Raw genomic sequence first — 17785 nt, forward strand, 5'->3', positions numbered from 1 at the left:
ATGGCCTGGTCAGAGGAGTCGATGCGCGACAGCGTGCAGTTCATCGCCGAGGGCATCGCGGAGCTGGTCGGCTTCGAGGTCGTGATGATCAACGTCCGCTCCGGCGAGGAGTTCGTGATCGTCGCCGTCAGCGCCTCCGCGCCGGGCCACCGGGCGGACGGCACCGCCGAGTCGGCCAAGGAGATGCTCGGGAGCCGGTGGCCGGTCAGGGTGCTGCAGTCGCAGCTCGCCGTCGCCGAGGACTGGGGATGGTTCAAGTTCATCCACCACGACGTCATGCCCCAGGAAGAGTTCGACCCGTTCACGTGGATCCCGGACATCCCGGTGTCGGAGGAGCCGGGCAGCTGGCACCCCTACGACGCCCTGGTGGCGCCGATCCTCGACGAGGACGGGGTGATGCAGGGGATGGTGTCGGCGGACAGCCCGCACACCGGCCGCTATCCGGATGCCGCCCAGCGGCGCATCATGGACCGCTACGCCGAGCAGGCCGCCAAGATCGTGCTCGGGGCGCTCCAGCGAGAACGGCTGCGCGAGGAGGCCACCCAGGTCGAGACCGCGGCGGCGATGATGCGGCAGGCCAGCAGCGGCTCCAGCCTGGCCGAGGTGCTCACCGGGTCTGCGCCGCAGTTGCTGGACGCCTTCGAGGCGGTGGGCATCTGGTGCCTGGTGCTGGGCGAGGACCACACCCCGGTCGAGCTCGCGTCGTACGCCGGACCGCCGGTGCCGACCATGCCCGAGGTGGTGACGCTGGCGTCGGTGATGGCCCGCCGGCTGTGGCAGCGAAGGGCGGCCGCTGCCGTCGGCCGCGGCGAGCTGTGGAACCTGAGCTGGACCATGGAGGCCGACATCGTCGAGTCGCTGCTGCACGAGGGCGGTCTCGGCTCGGTGGCGCTGGCCCCGATCGGCACCACCGAGCGCTGCTTCGGTGCGTTGGCCCTGCTGCGACCGCTCAACGGCCGGCCGTGGGCCGAGCACGACCTGCGTGGCCTCTTCGACATCGGCCGCGACCTCGGCAGCGTGCTGGTCAACCGCGACCTGCTGGAGCGCGAGCGACAGGCCGCCGCCGAGCTGCGTCAGCTCGACCACTACAAGAGCGAGCTGATCGCCACCGTCTCCCACGAGCTGAAGAACCCGCTCGCCGCACTGGTCGGCAACGTCGAACTGCTGGGGGAGGACCTCGACCCCGGCCTGGAGGAGGTAGCGGCCACCGCGGCGGCGGTCGCCCGCGACGCGCACCGGATGTCACGAGTGGTCGACGATCTGCTGCTGCTCGCCCGGGTGGCCGATCCCGACACCCGGCTGGACCCCCGGCCCATCGACCTGCGGTCGGTCGCGCGCCGCGCCGTCGACGACGTGGCCAGCACGGCTCGGCAGGCCGAGGTGAGACTCACCGCGACGCTCGGCGAGGAGCCGGCGACGGTGATCGGGTCGAACACGGAACTGGAGGGCGCGGTGGCCCATCTGGTGCGCAACGCCGTCAAGTTCACCGACCCGGGCGGGAGCGTCGCGGTCGAGCTGGCACGCACCGGCACTGGCGTGGTGCTGACGGTCTGCGACACCGGCATCGGCATCCCGGAGGCCGACCAGGGCAGGTTGTTCGACGAGTTCTTCCGCTCCGCCGACCCGGCCGCGCGCGTTCGCCCCGGCGCCGGGCTCGGCCTGGCCATCGTGGGCCGGGTGGCGGCCCGTCACGAGGGCGAGATCTCCGTCGAGTCGGTGCTCCGCCGGGGCAGCACGTTCCGGCTCAGCCTGCCTGCCGACCCGGGGTCATAGACCGAGTCCTCGACCAAGTCCTCGCAGCAGCAGCGCCTCGGCGAGGACGACCTTCTCGAACTCCGCAAGATGGAGCCCCTCGTTGGGGCCGTGGGCGCGGGTGTCGGGGTCCTCGACGCCGGTCACCAGGATGCTGGCCTGCGGGAACGACTCCAGGAACTCGGCGATGAACGGGATCGAGCCGCCAACGCCCATGTCCACCGGCGCGGTGCCCTCCCAAGCCTCGGCGAAGGCGGCCCGGGCGACGTCGTACGCCGGACCGGTGGCCGGCAGCGCGATCGGCTCGCCGGTGTCGACGACAGTGGTGGTGAGCCGGGCCCCCCAGGGCACGTGCCTCTCCAGGTGCTCCCGCAGCCGGGCCACCGCGTTGTCGGCGGTGTCACCGGGCGCGATCCGGACAGTGACCTTGGCGCGGGCGACCGGGGTGAGGGTGTTGGAGGCGCCCTGCACCTTCGGCGCGTCGAAGCCGGTGACGGTGATCGCGGGCTTGGTCCACAGCCGCTCGACGGCGGAGCCGGTGCCGATCCACGACAGGCCGTCGATGGCTCCGGACTCGGCGCGCAGCCGCTCCTCGGGATAGTCGACGTCGGCCGCCGGGCCGCTGACCAGACCCTCGACGGCCGGGTCGCCGGTGGGCGTCCACAGCGTGTCGAGCAGCCGGATCAGCGCCATGATCGCGTCGGGAGCCAGGCCGCCCCACATCCCGGAGTGGACGGCGTGCTCCAGCGTGCGCAGCTCGACGTCGACGCGGATCAGGCCGCGCAGGCTGGTGGTGAGCGCGGGCACGCCGATGTCCCAGTTCCCGGAGTCGCCGATGACGATGACGTCGGCGGCCAGCCGGTCCTCGTACTTCTTCAGCAACTGCGGCAGCGTGGCCGAGGCGACCTCCTCCTCACCCTCGATGAAGAGCCGCACCGTGACCGGCAGGTCGCCCTGCTCGTTGAGGCTGGCGAGGGCACGCAGCGCACCGAGGTGGGCGGCGATGCCGGCCTTGTCGTCGGCCGCACCGCGGCCGTAGAGGCGATCGCCTCGCTCGGTGGGCTCGAAGGGCGGGGAGTCCCAGTCGGCATGGTCGTTCTCCGGCTGCACGTCGTGATGGGCGTAGAGCAGCACCGTCGGGGCGCCCTCCGGGCCCTTCTTCTCCCCGATGACCGCCGGCGGGGCGCCGTCGAAGGCACGCACGATCTCGACGTCGACGCCCTCGGCGCGGAACAGCTCGGCGGTCAGCGCCGCGCTCTTCTCGACCTCGCCGAGCCGCTCGGGGTCGGCACTCACCGACTCGATCCGAACCAGGTCCTTGAGGTCCTCGATGAGGTCGGGCAGGAGCTCGTGGACGGCCGCGCGCAAGTCACTCATGACCGCGAGCCTACGACCGTCAGCGCCCAGGTCGCCGAGAGGTCCCGGATTGCCCGCCGAGACGTCCCGGATTGCCCGCCGAGACGTCCCGGATTGCCCGCCGAGAGGTCCCGGATTGCCCGCCGAGAGGTCCCGGATTGCCCCAGGAAAGGGCAGTTAGAGACCCTTCGAGGGGCAGATAGGGACTTCTCGGCGCTAGGAGAGGGGGAGGTACGGCGTCAGGTCGGTGCGCTCGCCGCTGGCACTCACCCTTCCGTCAGCGACCGCGTCGAGCCAGGCCAGTTCGCCGATCGCGACAGCGATCCAGGTCTGCGCATCGGTCTCGACGACCGCCGGCGGGGTGCCCCGAGTATGGCGGACGCCCTCGACGCACTGGATGGCGGCGTACGGCGGCACCCGGACCTCCACCGACTTGCCGGGCGCCCGGGCCTCCAGCAACGCCAGGAAGTGCTTGGTCAGCAGCCGCAGGTCGGCTCGCTCGGCGCGGCCCTCGGCTACCCGGGCCAGCGCCTCGCGGACGGCGACGGGGTCGGCAGGCTTGAGTCGCGCGGGCACCCGATCACCCTAGTGTCGCGCGTCCGAAATGCTTGGACGGTTGGCGCCGATAGGTTGGGGGCCATGACGGAACCGGCCGGCCTGGAGAAGCTCCAGATCGCACCGGTGCTGGCGACCGTCCAGAAGCTGGAGCAGCGCATCGGCGCCAGGTTCCCGGAGCGAGGGCTGCACCGGGTGGCCGGCGAGCTGGTCAACTGGGTCGAGCAGGTGGCGGCAGACTCGCCCGGGCTGCGCCGGCAGCTGCGGACCGCCCGGGTCGCCTCCCGGGTGGCGATGCTGGCGGTCGTGGCGCTGGCCGTGGTGGTGTTCGTGGTCGCGCTACATGCGGCGTTCGTCGACGACACCGTGCACGGCGTGGACTGGGTGCCGCTGCTGGAGAGCAGCGTCAACGACCTGGTCTTCGTCGCCATCGCGGTCTTCTTCCTGCGCGGCTTCCCGGAGCGACTGCAGCGGTCGGCCACACTGCGGCAGCTGCACCGGCTGCGCTCGCTGGCCCACATCATCGACATGCACCAGCTCACCAAGGACCCGGAGCGGTTCCGCAGCACCTTCGTGACCACCAGCTCCAGCCCGCGGATGGACCTCACGCCCGAGCAGCTGGAGCACTACCTCGACTACTGCTCGGAGCTGCTCAGTCTGGTCGGCAAGAGCGCCGCGCTGTGTGCGGAGGAGTCCCAGGACCAGGTGGTGCTGGACACGGTCAGCACCATCGAGGCGCTCACAGTGAGCCTGAGCCGCAAGATCTGGCAGAAGATAGCGGTCCTGGCCGAGCTCCGAGCAAGGTGAGGGCGTCGGCAGGGCTGCCGCCCGGGATCCACGGTTACTGCTGAGCGCTCACACGCTCTTCGGCCCCCCGCTGCGCCGCTGGGTGGCCGACCGCAGCCGGGCCATCCGGGCATCGAGGTCGTGGGCGGTGGCGGCCGCCACCCGGAGCTCGTCGAGCAGGCCCGGCGGCACCTCGCCGTCGTACTTGTAGTAGATCTTGTGCTCCACGCTGGCCCAGAAGTCCATCGCGATGGTGCGGATCTGGAGCTCGACCTCGACCTGCTCGGAGTGGTCGGAGAGGTAGACCGGGACCTCGACGAGCAGATGCAGACTGCGGTAGCCGTTCGGCTTCGGGTGGGCGATGTAGTCCTCGACCTCGATCACCGTCACGTCCGACTGGCTGGTCAGCATGTCCGCGATCCAGTAGACGTCGGACTCGAAGGCGCAGGTCAGCCGCACTCCGGCGATGTCGTGGATCTGACGCTGGATCTCCGGGATGGAGTCGGCGCAGCCGAGCCGGGCCGCCTTGGCGAAGATGCTCTCCGGCGACTTGAGCCGGGTGCGCACGTGCTCGATCGGGTTGTGATCGTGGGTCTGCTCGAACTCCTCGCGCAGGATCGCGATCTTGGTGGTCAGCTCGTCGATGGCGAACTTGTAGCGCAGCCGGAACCTGGTGAACTCCCGCTGCAGCTCGCGCAGGTGCTGCGCGACTGCCTCATCGTCCTCGCCGAGGAACTCCGAGCTCATCAGCCGCTGGAGCACCGCGCTGGAACGGTCGGACTGCTGGATCAACGACGCACACCTTCCGATCGGGCTGACTTCGATAGTGCCTCATCGGGCCAACCTCGACGCTACCCCTCGTCCGGATCGGGTGGGCCGAAACCGCGGACGCGGAAGGACTCCCGCACCTCGTCGAGGTCGCCTCGGGGCTGGCCGGCATCCTCGGCGCCCGCGACGCCATTCTGTTCGTCGGCTCTGTTCGTCGGCTCTGTTCGTCGGCGCCGGGCTGGCCAGCCTGGCCACGGCGATCACGCTCTCGGGCTCGGTGCCCGCCGTACCCCGCCCGAGCCGGTGGCCGAGCTCAGCCTGAGCTGGGGTCTCCCGGACTCCCGAAGATGCGGTACGCCGGCCGGAGCAGGTCCCGCACCTCGTGCCCGCGCAGGCTCAACCCGGTGTCGGGCAGATCATCGAGGACCTGATCGGCCGGCACTGCCGGGATCGGCGGGCGCGGCAGCCCGCCCTGGACCTCGAAGAAGGAGTCCAGGCAGTCCTCCAGCGGGATCCCTGGCCGCTCGGCGAGGTCGGCGGCGACGGCGCCGCTGCGCGCCGCCTGCAGATTGGCCAGCAGGTCCTCACGCTGCCGACCGCGCCAGCCCAGGATCGCGAACGGGTCCTCGTCGAAGCGCTCGGCGAGCAGGTAGAACACCGCCGCCAGATGCTTGCACGGCACCTCCGGGTCGGGGCAGGAGCAGTCCAGGCTGAGCTCCCGAATCGTCGCCGGGAACAGTGGCAGGCCGAGTCCGGCGAAGAGCTCCTCGATGTCGGCCGGCATCTCACCAGCCAGCAGCTTGGCGGTATACCACGCCGAGTCGGCCAGCTCCTGCTCGACCCGGGCCCACTCCTCCTTGCCGAAGGCGACCGCGCCGATGCGGACCTTGTAGGGACGCACCCGGCTGCCCTGCACGATCGCGGTGACGGCGCCCGCGTCGACGTCGAGGGCGACCACCTGGCCCTGCCGGGCATAGCGGCGGCCGCGTTGCAGCCGCCCGCCCATCCCCATCGACTCCACCACGTCGATGAAGCGTTGCGACCACCAGCTCTGCGCAATCTTCCCGCGCCGTGAGCGGGCCTTCAGGCCGTCGGCCACCGGGCGGGGCTTGGCCGGCGGCGGATACCAGCTACTCATCGTCGACCGCCTCCCGCGAGAGCGCGAACAGCGAGCGGAGGTCGCGCGTGGACAGCTCGGTCAGCCAGCCCTCGCCGTCGCTGACGACGAGCTCGGCCAGCGCCTTCTTCTCCTCGATCATGTCGTCGATGCGCTCCTCGAGGGTCCCGGTACAGATGAACTTGTGGACCGCGACATTGCGCTTCTGGCCGATCCGGAACGCCCGGTCGGTGGCCTGGTCCTCGACCGCGGGATTCCACCACCGGTCCAGATGGATCACGTGGTTGGCGGCCGTCAGGGTCAGCCCGGTGCCGCCAGCCTTGAGGGAGAGCAGGAAGATCGACGGCCCCTCCCCCGCCTGGAACCGTCGTACCAACTCGTCGCGCTGCCGCTTCGACGTACCCCCGTGCAGGTAGGCGATGTCGGTGCCGAACCGGGCGGCCAGATGCGGGATCAGCAGCTCGGCGAACTCGGTGAACTGGGTGAAGCACAGCACCCGGTCGCCCTCGGCCAGGATCTCGGCGAGGATCTCCTCCAGACGATTGATCTTGCCCGATCGCGCCCCGACCGCCGAGCGGTCGTGCAACAGCTGCGCGGGGTGGTTGCAGACCTGCTTGAGCTTGGCCATCGCGGCGAGCACCTGGCCGCGGCGCTCGATCCCCTCGCTGGCCTCGATCTTGGTCATCATGTCGTCGACCACCGCTTGGTAGAGCGAGGCCTGTTCGACGGTGAGGCGACAGTACTGCTTGATCTCGATCTTCTCCGGCAGGTCGTCGATGATCCCAGGATCGGTCTTGAGCCGCCGCAGCACGTAGGGCCGGGTGATCTCCCGCAGCCGACCGGCTTTCCGGGTGTCACCGTACCGCTCGACGGGGATGGCGAACTTCGTCCGGAAGACCTCCCGGCTGCCGAGCAGGCCCGGGTTGAGGAACTCCATGATCGACCACAGCTCCGAGAGCCGGTTCTCGACCGGGGTGCCGGTCAGCGCCACCCGGTGTTCGGCGTCGAGACGGCGCACCGTCCGCGCGGCGCGAGACAGGCTGTTCTTGACCGCCTGCGCCTCGTCGAGCACGACCCGGCCCCAGGAGACGGCGGCCAGTTCGTCGGCGTCGCGGATCGCGGTGCCGTACGTCGTGACGACCAGGTCGGTCTCGGACAGCAGGGCGCGCAACTCCTCGCCGTGGCGCCGCTCGGTGCCGTGGTGGGCGTAGACCCGCAGCCCCGGGGCGAACCTGGCGGCTTCACGCTGCCAGTTTCCCACCAGCGACATCGGGCACAGCAGCAGCGTCGGCGGCCGGGTCCGCTGGCCGCGCTCGTGAGTCTCCAGGGCGAGCAGCTGGACGGTCTTGCCCAGTCCCATGTCGTCGGCCAGGCAGGCGCCGAGGCCGATCGAGGACAGGAAGCCGAGCCAGGAGAGTCCGCGCTGCTGATAGGGACGCAGCGAGGCGGCGAAGTCCGCGGCTGGCTCGAGGAGCTGCAGCTCGGCCGGTGGCCGGCCGGCCAGCAGGTCACCGAGCCAGCCGTCGGCCTCCACTCCGGCGACCTCGATCGGTTGTTGGCCGTCGTCCAGGCCGGCGGCCAGGGAGAGCACCTCGCCTACCCGCATGGTCCCGGTGCCCTCGCGCTCGAGGAAGTCCAGGCCGCGGCGAATCTGGTCGGGGTCGATGGCGACCCACTCCCCGCGCAGCCTTACCAACGGGGCCTTCGCCTGCGCCAACGCCGCGATCTCCGCCTCGGTGAGCGTCTCGTCCCCGACGGCGAGCTGCCAGTTGAAGCCGCACAGCTGGTCCTGGCCGAATCTGCCGCCCGCCGCGGCGGCCGGGTCGGTCGGGGTCTGCGCGGAAAGCTTCAGTGAGAGTCTGGACCGGCGGTCCCACCACGTGGGTAGCAGGACCCCGAAGCCGGCCTCGTCCAGCCGGGGTGCGACCTGGGTCAGGAACTCGACCACTCCCTCGGCGTCGAGTTCCAGCCCGGTAGGCCGGGCCCGGCGCAGCCCCTCGGCCAGCACCGGGTAGAGCGAGCTGGCCCGGCCCAGCTCGCCGAGCAGCAGCTCGTCGGGACGGTCGAGCCAACGGCCCAGACTGCCGTCGTCGTTCCAGATCTGGTCGGCGGTGACGAGCAGGCTCGGGTCGACGGCGGAGCGGAGCAGGAACTCCAGGCGCCAGGTGGTCTCGGCATCCTCGCGCTCGGCCTCGGAGACCTCGCTGAGCCGGAAGGTGGCTCGGGCCGGACCCGCCGGCGGGGCCTCGATCCACTCGGCGAGCGCCGCCTCGACGGCGTCGAGTTCCTCGCTCGGGGCCGCGAACCAGCCCTCCGGCGCGCTCAGCGCGGCCAGCCAGGACTCCACCCCGGGCAGCCGTCGGGGACGCCGGCCACGGCGAGCGGGCGCCAGGTCGACCCCGGCCAGGTCGGCGCGGGCGCGGGCGTCGACCCAGGCCGAGAGCGCAGCGGTGAGCAACTCGTGCGGGTCCTGCTCGCCGCCCTCGCCGCCCTCGGCGGCCCGGCAGACCGGCGGCATCGCGGTGACCAGGCCATGGATGACCGGAACCTCGCGGCCCCGCAACAGCGGGAGCCAATGGGCACGGGCCTGCTCCGCGTCGCCGGCGAGCTCGCCGCGGGAGAGCGCCGGCACCAGCCGCCCCGTCCGCACCAGGTCGGTGGCGAAGAGGGCCACCTCGCCGAGAAAGCCGATCGAGGCGCCGAGGCGGATATCGTCGAGGTGACGGTCGGGGTCGGTCAGCCAGGCCAGCCCCTCGGCAGGGTCGAGACCGACCGCGGCCACCGTCCAGGGCAGCAGGGCGGGCTCGACGCGTCTGGCCTGCCGCGGGGCCAGCCGGATCATCTCGGGTGAGTCCAGTGGCGACTTGGCCAGCGAGGGCAGCCGCAGCGTCACCTCGGCCGGGCGGCCCGGAAGCATGGCGGCGAGCTGGTCGGCGGTCGCGGCGAAGGGATGGGGGCGCGCGGAGCGCATCGCCTGGCTGCGGCTGGTGACCGGCCGGTCGGCGTCCTCGGCCCATAGCAGCAAGGCGCCCTCGGAGGAGAGGAGGCCGTGGAGCACCAGCATGTCGAGAAGCCTTTCGCCGTCAGAAGGAGGTCAGCGTGTCCCGGAACTCAGAGGTGGCCGAAGACCTGCTCCCGAGTCCCGGTGGTGTCGCCGAAGGCGGCCGGGAGGGTGGCCCGCCAGACGTCGGCGAGCTCGGCGAGCGGGATCTCGAACTGGCCCTCGACGGCGATCGAGGAGCCGCCGGTCACGCCGATCTCGGTGACGACCACGCCGTGCTCGGCAGCGAGCCGGAGCAGCGCGTCGCCGTCGTGGAGGTGGGTGGTGACCATGACCCGGCCGGCCGACTCGGCGAAGAGCGCGACGAACGGGTCGCCGAGGAGAGCGACCTGAGCGCCGATGCCGGAGCCGATCGCCGCCTCGGCGAGTGCCTGCGAGAGGCCGCCGTCGGAGAGGTCGTGGGCGCTCGTCACGACCGCGGCCGCCGCGCGCAGCAGCTCCGCGACCGCCTTCTCCTGGTCGAGGTCGACCGCCGGCGGCAGCCCGCCGAGGTGGCCGTGGACGACGTGGGCCCACTCCGAGCCGGAGAGCTCCTCGCGGGTGTCGCCGAGCACGAAGATCCGCTCGCCCGGGTCGACGAAGTGCGAGGGGGTACGACGGGCGACGTCGTCGATCACGCCCAGCACCGCCACCACCGGGGTCGGCAGGATCGCGACCTCGCCGGTCTGGTTGTAGAGCGAAACGTTGCCGCCGGTGACCGGCACGCCGAGCGCCAGGCAGGCGTCCTTGAGGCCGCGGCACGCCTCGGCGAACTGCCACATCACCGACGGGTCCTCGGGCGAGCCGAAGTTGAGGCAGTCCGAGACCGCCAGCGGGGTCGCTCCCACGGTCGCGACATTGCGGTAGGCCTCGGCGAGGGCGAGCTGCGCGCCGGCGTACGGGTCGAGCTTGGCGTAGCGGCCGTTGCCGTCCGTGGAGATGGCCACGCCGAGGCCAGTGGCCTCGTCGACCCGGATCATCCCGGAGTCGGCCGGCTGGGCGAGCACGGTGTTGCCGCGGACGTAGTGGTCGTACTGCTGGGTGATCCAGGTCTTGTCGCACAGGTTGGCCGAGCCGACCAGGCGCAGCCAGGTGGCGCGGAGCTCGTCGGGCGTGCTGGGCCGGGGCAGCGCCTCGGCAGCGTCGGCCTGCAGCGCGTCCTGCCAGTCGGGCCGCGCCAGCGGCCGCTCGTAGACGGGCCCGTCGTGAGCGACGGTGCGCGGGTCCACGTCGACGATGGTCTCGCCGTGGTGGTCGATAACGAGCCGGCCGTCGCCGGTGACCTCGCCGATGGTGGCGGCCTCGACGTCCCACGTGGCGCAGATGTCGTAGAAGCGGGCCTCGTCCTCGGGCGCGACGACGGCCATCATCCGCTCCTGCGACTCGCTCATCAGGATCTCGGCGGGCGTGAGCGTGGAGTCGCGCAGCGGCACCCGGTCGAGGTGGACGTGCATCCCGCCGTCGCCGGCCGCGGCGAGCTCGCTGGTGGCACACGAGATGCCGGCCGCGCCGAAGTCCTGGATGCCGCGCACGATGCCGGAGGCGAACAGCTCCAGGGTGCACTCGATGAGCAGCTTCTCCATGAAGGGGTCGCCGACCTGGACGCTCGGCCGCTTGGCCGGGCCGCCCGCGCCGGAGGCGCCATCCGGCGCAGCGTCGAACTCCACCGAGGCCAGGATGGAGGCGCCGCCGATGCCGTCGCCACCGGTGCGGGCGCCGTACATGATGACGAGGTTGCCGGCGCCGGAGGCCTTGGCCAGGTGCAGGTCCTCGTGGCGCAGCACGCCGACGCAGAGCGCGTTGACCAGCGGGTTGCCGACGTACGACGGGTCGAAGACCGCCTCGCCGCCGATATTGGGCAGGCCCAGGCAGTTGCCGTAGCCGCCGACGCCGGCGACGATCCCGGGCAGCACCCGATGGGTGTCCTCGGCGTCGAGGGGTCCGAATCGCAGCGGGTCCATCACCGCGACCGGCCGGGCGCCCATGGCGAGGATGTCGCGGACGATGCCACCGACGCCGGTCGCGGCGCCCTGGTAGGGCTCGACGTACGACGGGTGGTTGTGGCTCTCGATCTTGAAGGTGACCGCATAGCCCTGGCCGATGTCGAGCACGCCGGCGTTCTCGCCGATGCCGGCCAGCATCTTGCCCACCGGCGTCTGCTGGGGGATCTCGCCGAACTGCCGGAGGTGGACCTTGGAGGACTTGTAGGAGCAATGCTCGGACCACATCACGCTGTACATCGCCAGCTCGGCGGCGGTCGGCCGGCGGCCGAGGATCTCGCGGATCCGGTCGTACTCGTCCCGCTTCAGGCCGAGCTCGGCCCAGGGCTGCTCCCGGTGCGGATCAGTGGCGGCGACGGCGACGGTGTCGAGGGCGGTGATCGGGGGCTGCGCGGTCGACGTCACGGACGTCAATCTACCGGCGTCGTCCCCGGCGTGTGTCAGCGGAGCACGCCGTCGGCGATGACCTCGACCGAGCCCGAGACGGCAGGGGCCGGATAACTACAGTCCTGTAGTTATCCGGAACCCCTGTTACTGCTGTGACGAATGTGCTTATCGTGACTGCCGAGACCCCTGATTCTTCCCCCAGGAGCCCCCGTCATGACCGCCCGTTCCGCCCTGCCGGCCCCTGCCCGGCGCCCTGCCCACCCGCGTGTCGGCCTGCTGCTTCGCGGTGCCGTGATCGCTCTGGTCATCGCCGCACTGGCGGTGGTGTTCCTGGTGCTGCCGGGCCGCCAGAACGACCGGGCGGCCAAGACCGCCGACAGCGCCAACCCGGTGACGCCGGGGGTCTTCACCGGCCTCGGCTTCGACCAGTGCCTGGCGCCGACCCAGGCGGCGATGACGAAGTGGACCCAGTCCTCGCCGTTCCAGGCGGTCGGCATCTACATCTCCGGCGACTCCCGGGCCTGCCGCGACCAGCCGAACCTGACCTCCCAGTGGGTGAGCACCCAGCTGGCCAACGGCTGGCACCTGCTCCCCATCACCCTGGGCCCGCAGGCCTCCTGCCAGCCACGCTTCCCCCGCTACGACGACGACGTGAAGATCAAGCCGGGAGCCGCGAACGACTACGCCAAAGCCCGCGCCCAGGGCACCGCCGAGGCGACCAAGACCGTCGCCGCGGCGCAGGCGCTCGGCATCGTGCCCGGCAGCACGATGTTCTACGACATCGAGGGCTTCGACTACAACAACGTGGCCTGCCGCGAGTCCGCGCTGCGGTTCCTCTCCACCTGGACCACGCAGCTGCACGCGCTCGGCTACCGCTCCGGCGTCTACTCCTCCGCCGGCTCGGGCATGAAGCTGCTGGAGCGGCAGCGGGTCAGCCCGCTGGCCAATATCGAGCTGCCTGACCAGATCTGGCTGGCCCGCTACGACAACACCGCCAACACCTCGGCGTCGGACTACTTCTCCGACGACGGCTGGCAGGGCAATCGGATCAAGCAGTTCCAGGGTGGCCACAACGAGACCTGGGGCGGGGTGACGATCAACATCGACCGCAACTACCTCGACTTGCGCTCGGCGCCCGCGACCACCACGGCGGTGACCACCACGGCGGCGCGCACCGGCTGCAACGGCCGCGTGGTCGTCGACCTGCCCGCCTACCGGGGCCTCAAGCCCGCCACGGCGACGTACACCCCCGACCCGACGACGGTGAACGTCCTCAAGTGCCTGCTGCACGAGAAGTCGGGCCGCAAGTTCAAGCTCAACGGGCTCTACGACGCCAAGCTGGTGAAAAACGTCAAGGCCTGGCGCAAGGCCCGCGGGCTACGACCGATCGCCCGCTGGGCCAAGAAGCTGTGGCCGGAACTGCTGTCCCAGACCGCGACGACGGCGAGGGAGTAGCCGCCACGTGGTCAGGCGAGTACGCCGCCCAGGGACCGGAAGAAGCCCAGCCCGTCGGTGCCGGCCCCGGTAAGCGCGTCGACCGCGTGCTCGGGGTGCGGCATCAGGCCGACCACATTGCCGCGCTCGTTGGCGATGCCGGCGATGTCGTTCATGGAGCCGTTGGGGTTGCCCTCGACGTACCGCGCCACGACCCGGCCCTCGCCCTCCAGCCGGGCGATGGTCTCGGCGTCGGCGACGTACTGCCCCTCGCCGTTCTTCAGCGGCACCACGATCTCCTGGTCCTGGGCGTAGGCGGAGGTCCACGGCGTCGCGACGTTCTCGATCCGCAGCCGCTGGTCGCGGCAGATGAACCGGCGGTGGTCGTTGCGCAGCAGCCCGCCGGGCAGCAGGTGGGACTCGACGAGCACCTGGAAGCCGTTGCAGATGCCGAGCACCGGCATCCCCCGCTCCGCGGCGGCGACGACCTCGGTCATGATCGGCGCGAACCGGGCGATGGCCCCGCAGCGCAGATAGTCGCCATAGGAGAAGCCGCCCGGCAGGATGACCGCCTCGACGCCGGCCAGGTCGTGGTCGCCATGCCACAGCGACACCGGCTCGTGGCCGGCGACCCGGACGGCGCGCTGGGCGTCGACGTCGTCGAGCGTGCCGGGGAAGGTGACGACGCCTACCTTCACTGCTCCACCCGGACCGTGTAGTTCTCGATAACGGTGTTGGCCAGGAAGGTGTCGGCCAGCCGCTCGACCTCGGCGAGCACGTCGTCGTTGACCTCGGCGACCTCGAGCTCGAAACGTTTGCCCTGGCGGACCTCGCTCACCGCAGTGAAGCCGAGCCGCGGCAGCGCGCCGAGCACGGCCTTGCCCTGCGGGTCGAGGATCTCGGGCTTGGGCATCACATCAACGACGACTCGGGCCACACCCCAGAGCCTAACGAACCGCGCCGACGCGGAGCACACTCGGCGGCCTCCCGGCGCGCAGCCCAATACGTTCTGAGGGTTAGAGACGCCGTACGACGGGAAGCATCCAGTCGTGCGTAGGAGGTCACGGGACGGGCAGACGCCGTCGCGAGCGTCGCGAGGCGCGCGCGCTGGCAGGGGGCCGGCGCGAAGGCAGGCCGGCGGCCTGTCGAGCGACGGCAACGCCGCCAGCGTGCCGCATCGTGGCGCACAGCAGGCGTCTGCCCGGGCCGCGGCCTCCCGAGCTCTCCGCGACGTCTTCGACGTCCTCATCGACGCCGGCCGGCTGTTGCTGCGCCACTGGCCGGTCTGCCTCACCCTCGCCCTCCTCGGCAGCGCCTGGCGCGGGGCCATGCTGTGGGCGGCCGTCGCGGTGAGCGATTGGAACGGCATCGCCGGTCGATCGCTGCTGATCCTCGCGCCCTTGGGCTTCCTGGTGCCGTTCGTGATCATGCTGCGCCGGTTCCAACCCGATCTCCCGCAGCTGGCCGCAGCGTCGGCCGTCTCCGCGCCCGACGACCCGACGACCCGACGTGAGCGGCGGCTCATCGACGTCGCCACCTCGGTCCTGGTGCCATTCCTCGCCGTCTACGTCTCCTACGGCTTCCTCTCCGACGACATCGCCAGCTTCGTGAACGAGGCCGGCAGCGACGAGCTGGGGCAGGCGGTGGAGAACATCTTCGGCGGCGCGTCGAACGACGTCGACTGGCACCGGGTGTTCGTGCCGCACTGGCAGGTGCTGGCGATGATCATCGCACTCGCGTGGATCGTCCGGTTCCTGCTCGGCAAGGCCGAGCAGCGCTGGAGCTGGATCGGGATCGCCGTGCTGGGTGCGCTGGTCGAGACCTACTGGACTTCCAACGCCGCGACCTATATCGAGAAGGGCAAGGAGCAGGCGGCCACCTGGCTGGACACCCGGGTAGCCGTCGACTCGGCCCGCGACCGCTACCACGACGTGGTGGCCGGGCTGGGCGACCTGGCCCATCCCGTAGACACGGTCATCGGCTGGCTGTGGGGCATCCTGGGATCCTTCGACGCGGTCGTCGTCGTACCGCTGGCGTGGATCACCGTCGCGGCCGTGGTCGTCGGTCACACCCTCGCCCCACCGCCACCGATCCGGCATCCCGTCCTTGACCGGACCCGCTCCTGGCCGAGGCCCATCCGGGCGCTGCTGAGCGGGATCGGCCAGGTCTTCGACGACGTCAGGTCGCGCTTCTCCGGCCTGGTCAACGGGCTGCGGCTGCTCGGCCGGGCCGGCCTGCTGCCGATGCTGATCTTCGCACTCGCCTTCCTGCTGGCTCTTCGGGCGCCGTACGCCGTCAGCTGGGTCTGGCGCCTGATCAGCGGACCCGAGCCGACCGCGACCTTCCTCGCGTTCTCGCCGATCGAGGTCGCCGTCGGCGAGGCCCTGCAGTGGGTCGTCCTCGCCGCTCTCCTGGCAGCCGCGGTGGACCGGCTGATGCTGCCTGGCAGCAGTGCGGCGGTCAGTCCGGACGCACCGACACCTTCGCATAGCTCGGAGGCTGCCACCACAGCATGACTCCGGTGATCTCGGTGCCCTTCGGCACGAAGAAGACCGGCTCCACGGACCACTGTGGCGCCCTGGCCGAGGGGTCGAGCTCCGGTCCGCCGAGATCGCGCTCGTCGGCCCCCCTGCTGATGCTGGTGCTGGGGCCGTAGGCATCGGCCGGGAGGCAGGGATAGAGCTGGTCCTGCTGGATGTTGTCGGTGTTGTCGGCCCACTCGTAGCGGGTGCCGTCGGCCTCGGTCAGCGCCATCGAGCACCCGACGAGCACGGTGTCGGGATCCGCCTTGCCGTCCAGGTGCACGCGCCAGGCATCGTAGGCGGGGTTGGAGACCGTGGTGGTGGTCCCCCACTGATCGGTGTAGGAGTCGATGCGCTCCAGCCCGGTGATGCGGAAGGTGATCCGGTGGGTGGCCGGACCCACCGCGTCCTCGAAGTCCTCGGCGTAGGTCAGCCACTCGCCCTGGTCGGCGGTGGCCGCGGCGTAGCGCAGGTCGGCCTGCCACCACCAGCCCTTGACTCGCTGGCCGTTTCCCGCGACCAGGAGTGCGGCAGCGACGGGGAGGCCCACCAAGCCCCACCGATTGCGGCGCAGCCATGCCCTCACGACTGATCCTTCCAGAGGTCGTCGTAACCGTCCTCGCCCGGCAGCGGCGGCTGCGAGAACGAGGAGCTCTGCTGCACGGGCACGATGTCGGTCAGCCCGTCGAGCTCGGCGGCACGGTCGTCGTCGATGCCCAGGTCGACGACGGCGACATCGTCGCGACGATCATCCTCGGCCGGTGAGATCCGCAGCGTCGCGCCGGCCAGGTCACCGGCAGGCAGCTCGAAGGCGGCCCGCACATGCCAGGGCACCTTGGGGGTGGCCTGCAGGATGTTGAAGTCGGAGCGGGGGTCGGTCTCGAAGATGCGCCCCCGGGCATCGACGACGCGCCAGTAGCCGCCGGTGAACCACTCCCGTTTGGCCCACAGGGTCACGTCGATGACGAGCCAGGTGCCGTTCGTCACGACCGCACCCGACCCGGTCGCCAGCGTCTTGGTGGCAGTGACGCTCTCGAGTCGCAGGTCGGCGTACCGCAGCGTGACTCGGTCACCGACCACGGCGGCCCGCTCGAAGGAGCCGACGTCCAGCTCCCGGCCGGGCCAGGCGTCGTCGATCCATCGGCCCAGCGCAAGGGCGGCGACCAGGGCGACGCCGACACCGCCCCGCGCGAGCCACCTCATCCCTCCCCCTCCTCGGCCGGCACCCAGCCCTCGGGGCGCTGCTTGTCACCGCGCTTGTCGACCACGGGCACGGTCAGCTGATAGGCAGGCTCGGGATGCTGCCACCGGCGCACGCCGAGCGCGATGGCGTCGAAGTCGTAGCTCAGCCGCGCCACCCCCAGGTCGACCGAGGTCGGCAAGGGTCCGGAGAACTCGATCGCGATGGCCAGGTGGTAGGGCACGCTCGGGTTGACGGTGCTGATCCAGCTCGCGTCGTCGGCACTCAGCACGGTGGAGTCAGCGATCTCCGCGTCATCGCCGAGACGGGCGTAGAACACCGCGTCGCGGCTCAGCGGCTCGCCGCTGATCAACGGCGCGACGTCAAGCAGGATGTCGTCGACGGCGGCATCGGAGGCGTTGAGGACCGTGGCCCGGAGGATCAGCAGGCTGTTGCCCTCGGCAGGGGTGAGGACAGACGACTCCGTGCCATCGCTTCGATAGCTGCGAAGCACGTCGACCACGCTGGCGCCCGTGATGGTGACGTCGAACGGATCGGCGTGCAGCACCTGGTCGACCGTCGCCGCCACTGCCGGATGCGTCTCCTCGTAGGACTGCCGCAGCCCGCCGAAGGGAACCGTCGCGACGAGGGCGATGCCGGCCGCGCCGACGGTCAGGTGGGTGCGCGGAATCCCCCGCAGCCGAGCAGCGCCGCGGCCGACGCCTCGGCGAAGCACCCCCACCACGCTGCGGACCCCCACGGCCGCTTCATTCCCCGACGCCCAGCCCCCCAAACGCCGAGTCGGCAGAAGTGCGGGTCCCAGAACCGCCGAGTCGGCAGAAGTGCGGGTCCCAGAACCGCCGAGTCGGCAGAAGTGCGGGTCCCAGA

At 71.2% G+C, this 17785-nt stretch carries 15 protein-coding genes; 4 read left to right on the top strand and 11 right to left on the bottom strand.

Annotated features, from left to right (window positions below; translation table 11 throughout):
• Positions 1-1773 (top strand): sensor histidine kinase, encoded by a 1773-nt coding sequence (locus QM595_RS01375; RefSeq protein WP_415169726.1) that lies wholly within the window; start codon positions 1-3, stop codon positions 1771-1773.
• Here QM595_RS01375 and QM595_RS01380 read toward each other — a convergent pair.
• Together QM595_RS01380 and QM595_RS01385 are read right to left on the bottom strand one after the other, a co-directional pair.
• The gene (locus QM595_RS01380) at positions 1768-3129 is read right to left on the bottom strand and encodes a dipeptidase (protein ID WP_415169727.1); all 1362 of its coding nucleotides are present in this window, start codon (positions 3127-3129) and stop codon (positions 1768-1770) included. The two genes, QM595_RS01375 and QM595_RS01380, sit on opposite strands and share 6 nt — an antisense overlap.
• A gap of 195 nt (positions 3130-3324) precedes the next feature.
• Positions 3325-3684, bottom strand: coding sequence for a sterol carrier family protein (locus tag QM595_RS01385; protein WP_415169728.1), 360 nt, complete (start codon positions 3682-3684; stop codon positions 3325-3327).
• A 63-nt stretch (positions 3685-3747) separates the two neighbouring features.
• On the opposite strand from QM595_RS01385, the gene QM595_RS01390 reads away from it, so the two are divergent.
• The gene (locus tag QM595_RS01390) at positions 3748-4470 is read left to right on the top strand and encodes a hypothetical protein (protein WP_415169729.1); all 723 of its coding nucleotides are present in this window, start codon (positions 3748-3750) and stop codon (positions 4468-4470) included.
• Positions 4471-4518: 48 nt separating this feature from the next.
• On the opposite strand, the gene QM595_RS01395 is transcribed toward QM595_RS01390, so the two are convergent.
• The 4 genes from QM595_RS01395 to purL form a co-directional block, all read right to left on the bottom strand.
• The gene (locus tag QM595_RS01395) at positions 4519-5241 is read right to left on the bottom strand and encodes a GTP pyrophosphokinase (RefSeq protein ID WP_415169730.1); all 723 of its coding nucleotides are present in this window, start codon (positions 5239-5241) and stop codon (positions 4519-4521) included.
• Positions 5242-5530: 289 nt separating this feature from the next.
• Entirely contained in the window at positions 5531-6355 is an 825-nt protein-coding gene (locus QM595_RS01400; protein WP_415169731.1) for an SWIM zinc finger family protein, read from the bottom strand.
• The gene (locus QM595_RS01405; RefSeq protein WP_415169732.1) at positions 6348-9398 is read right to left on the bottom strand and encodes a DEAD/DEAH box helicase; all 3051 of its coding nucleotides are present in this window, start codon (positions 9396-9398) and stop codon (positions 6348-6350) included. Before QM595_RS01405 ends, QM595_RS01400 begins: the two co-directional genes overlap by 8 nt.
• Positions 9399-9445: 47 nt before the next feature.
• Positions 9446-11779, bottom strand: a complete 2334-nt coding sequence (gene purL / locus QM595_RS01410) for a phosphoribosylformylglycinamidine synthase subunit PurL (RefSeq protein ID WP_415169733.1) — start codon at positions 11777-11779, stop codon at positions 9446-9448.
• Between the two features lie 195 nt (positions 11780-11974).
• Between purL and QM595_RS01415 the strand changes: the two genes are divergently transcribed.
• On the top strand, positions 11975-13216 hold the full coding sequence (locus QM595_RS01415) for a glycoside hydrolase domain-containing protein (RefSeq protein ID WP_415169734.1): 1242 nt from the start codon (positions 11975-11977) through the stop codon (positions 13214-13216).
• A gap of 11 nt (positions 13217-13227) precedes the next feature.
• Here QM595_RS01415 and purQ read toward each other — a convergent pair whose 3' ends face one another.
• Positions 13228-13893 (bottom strand): phosphoribosylformylglycinamidine synthase subunit PurQ, encoded by a 666-nt coding sequence (gene purQ / locus QM595_RS01420; protein ID WP_415169735.1) that lies wholly within the window; start codon positions 13891-13893, stop codon positions 13228-13230.
• A complete protein-coding gene (gene purS, locus QM595_RS01425; protein WP_415169736.1) occupies positions 13890-14132 on the bottom strand; it encodes a phosphoribosylformylglycinamidine synthase subunit PurS in 243 nt (80 codons plus the stop codon). Before purS ends, purQ begins: the two co-directional genes overlap by 4 nt.
• 232 nt (positions 14133-14364) lie before the next feature.
• On the opposite strand from purS, the gene QM595_RS01430 reads away from it, so the two are divergent.
• Positions 14365-15711, top strand: coding sequence for a hypothetical protein (locus QM595_RS01430; RefSeq protein WP_415169737.1), 1347 nt, complete (start codon positions 14365-14367; stop codon positions 15709-15711).
• Here QM595_RS01430 and QM595_RS01435 read toward each other — a convergent pair.
• From QM595_RS01435 to QM595_RS01445, 3 genes are read right to left on the bottom strand one after another with little or no spacing between them, the layout of a single operon-like run.
• Positions 15656-16303 carry a hypothetical protein gene (locus QM595_RS01435; protein WP_415169738.1) on the bottom strand — a complete coding sequence of 216 codons (648 nt, stop codon included), beginning with the start codon at positions 16301-16303 and terminating at the stop codon, positions 15656-15658. The genes QM595_RS01430 and QM595_RS01435 overlap by 56 nt on opposite strands.
• Positions 16300-16920, bottom strand: coding sequence for a hypothetical protein (locus QM595_RS01440; RefSeq protein ID WP_415169739.1), 621 nt, complete (start codon positions 16918-16920; stop codon positions 16300-16302). Before QM595_RS01440 ends, QM595_RS01435 begins: the two co-directional genes overlap by 4 nt.
• Positions 16917-17657, bottom strand: coding sequence for a hypothetical protein (locus tag QM595_RS01445; RefSeq protein WP_415169740.1), 741 nt, complete (start codon positions 17655-17657; stop codon positions 16917-16919). The genes QM595_RS01440 and QM595_RS01445 overlap by 4 nt, the downstream gene beginning before the upstream one ends.
• Positions 17658-17785: the final 128 nt, after the last annotated feature.

The sequence above is a fragment of the Nocardioides sp. genome (genome assembly GCF_047607185.1).
Classification (GTDB): Bacteria; Actinomycetota; Actinomycetes; order Propionibacteriales; family Nocardioidaceae; genus Nocardioides.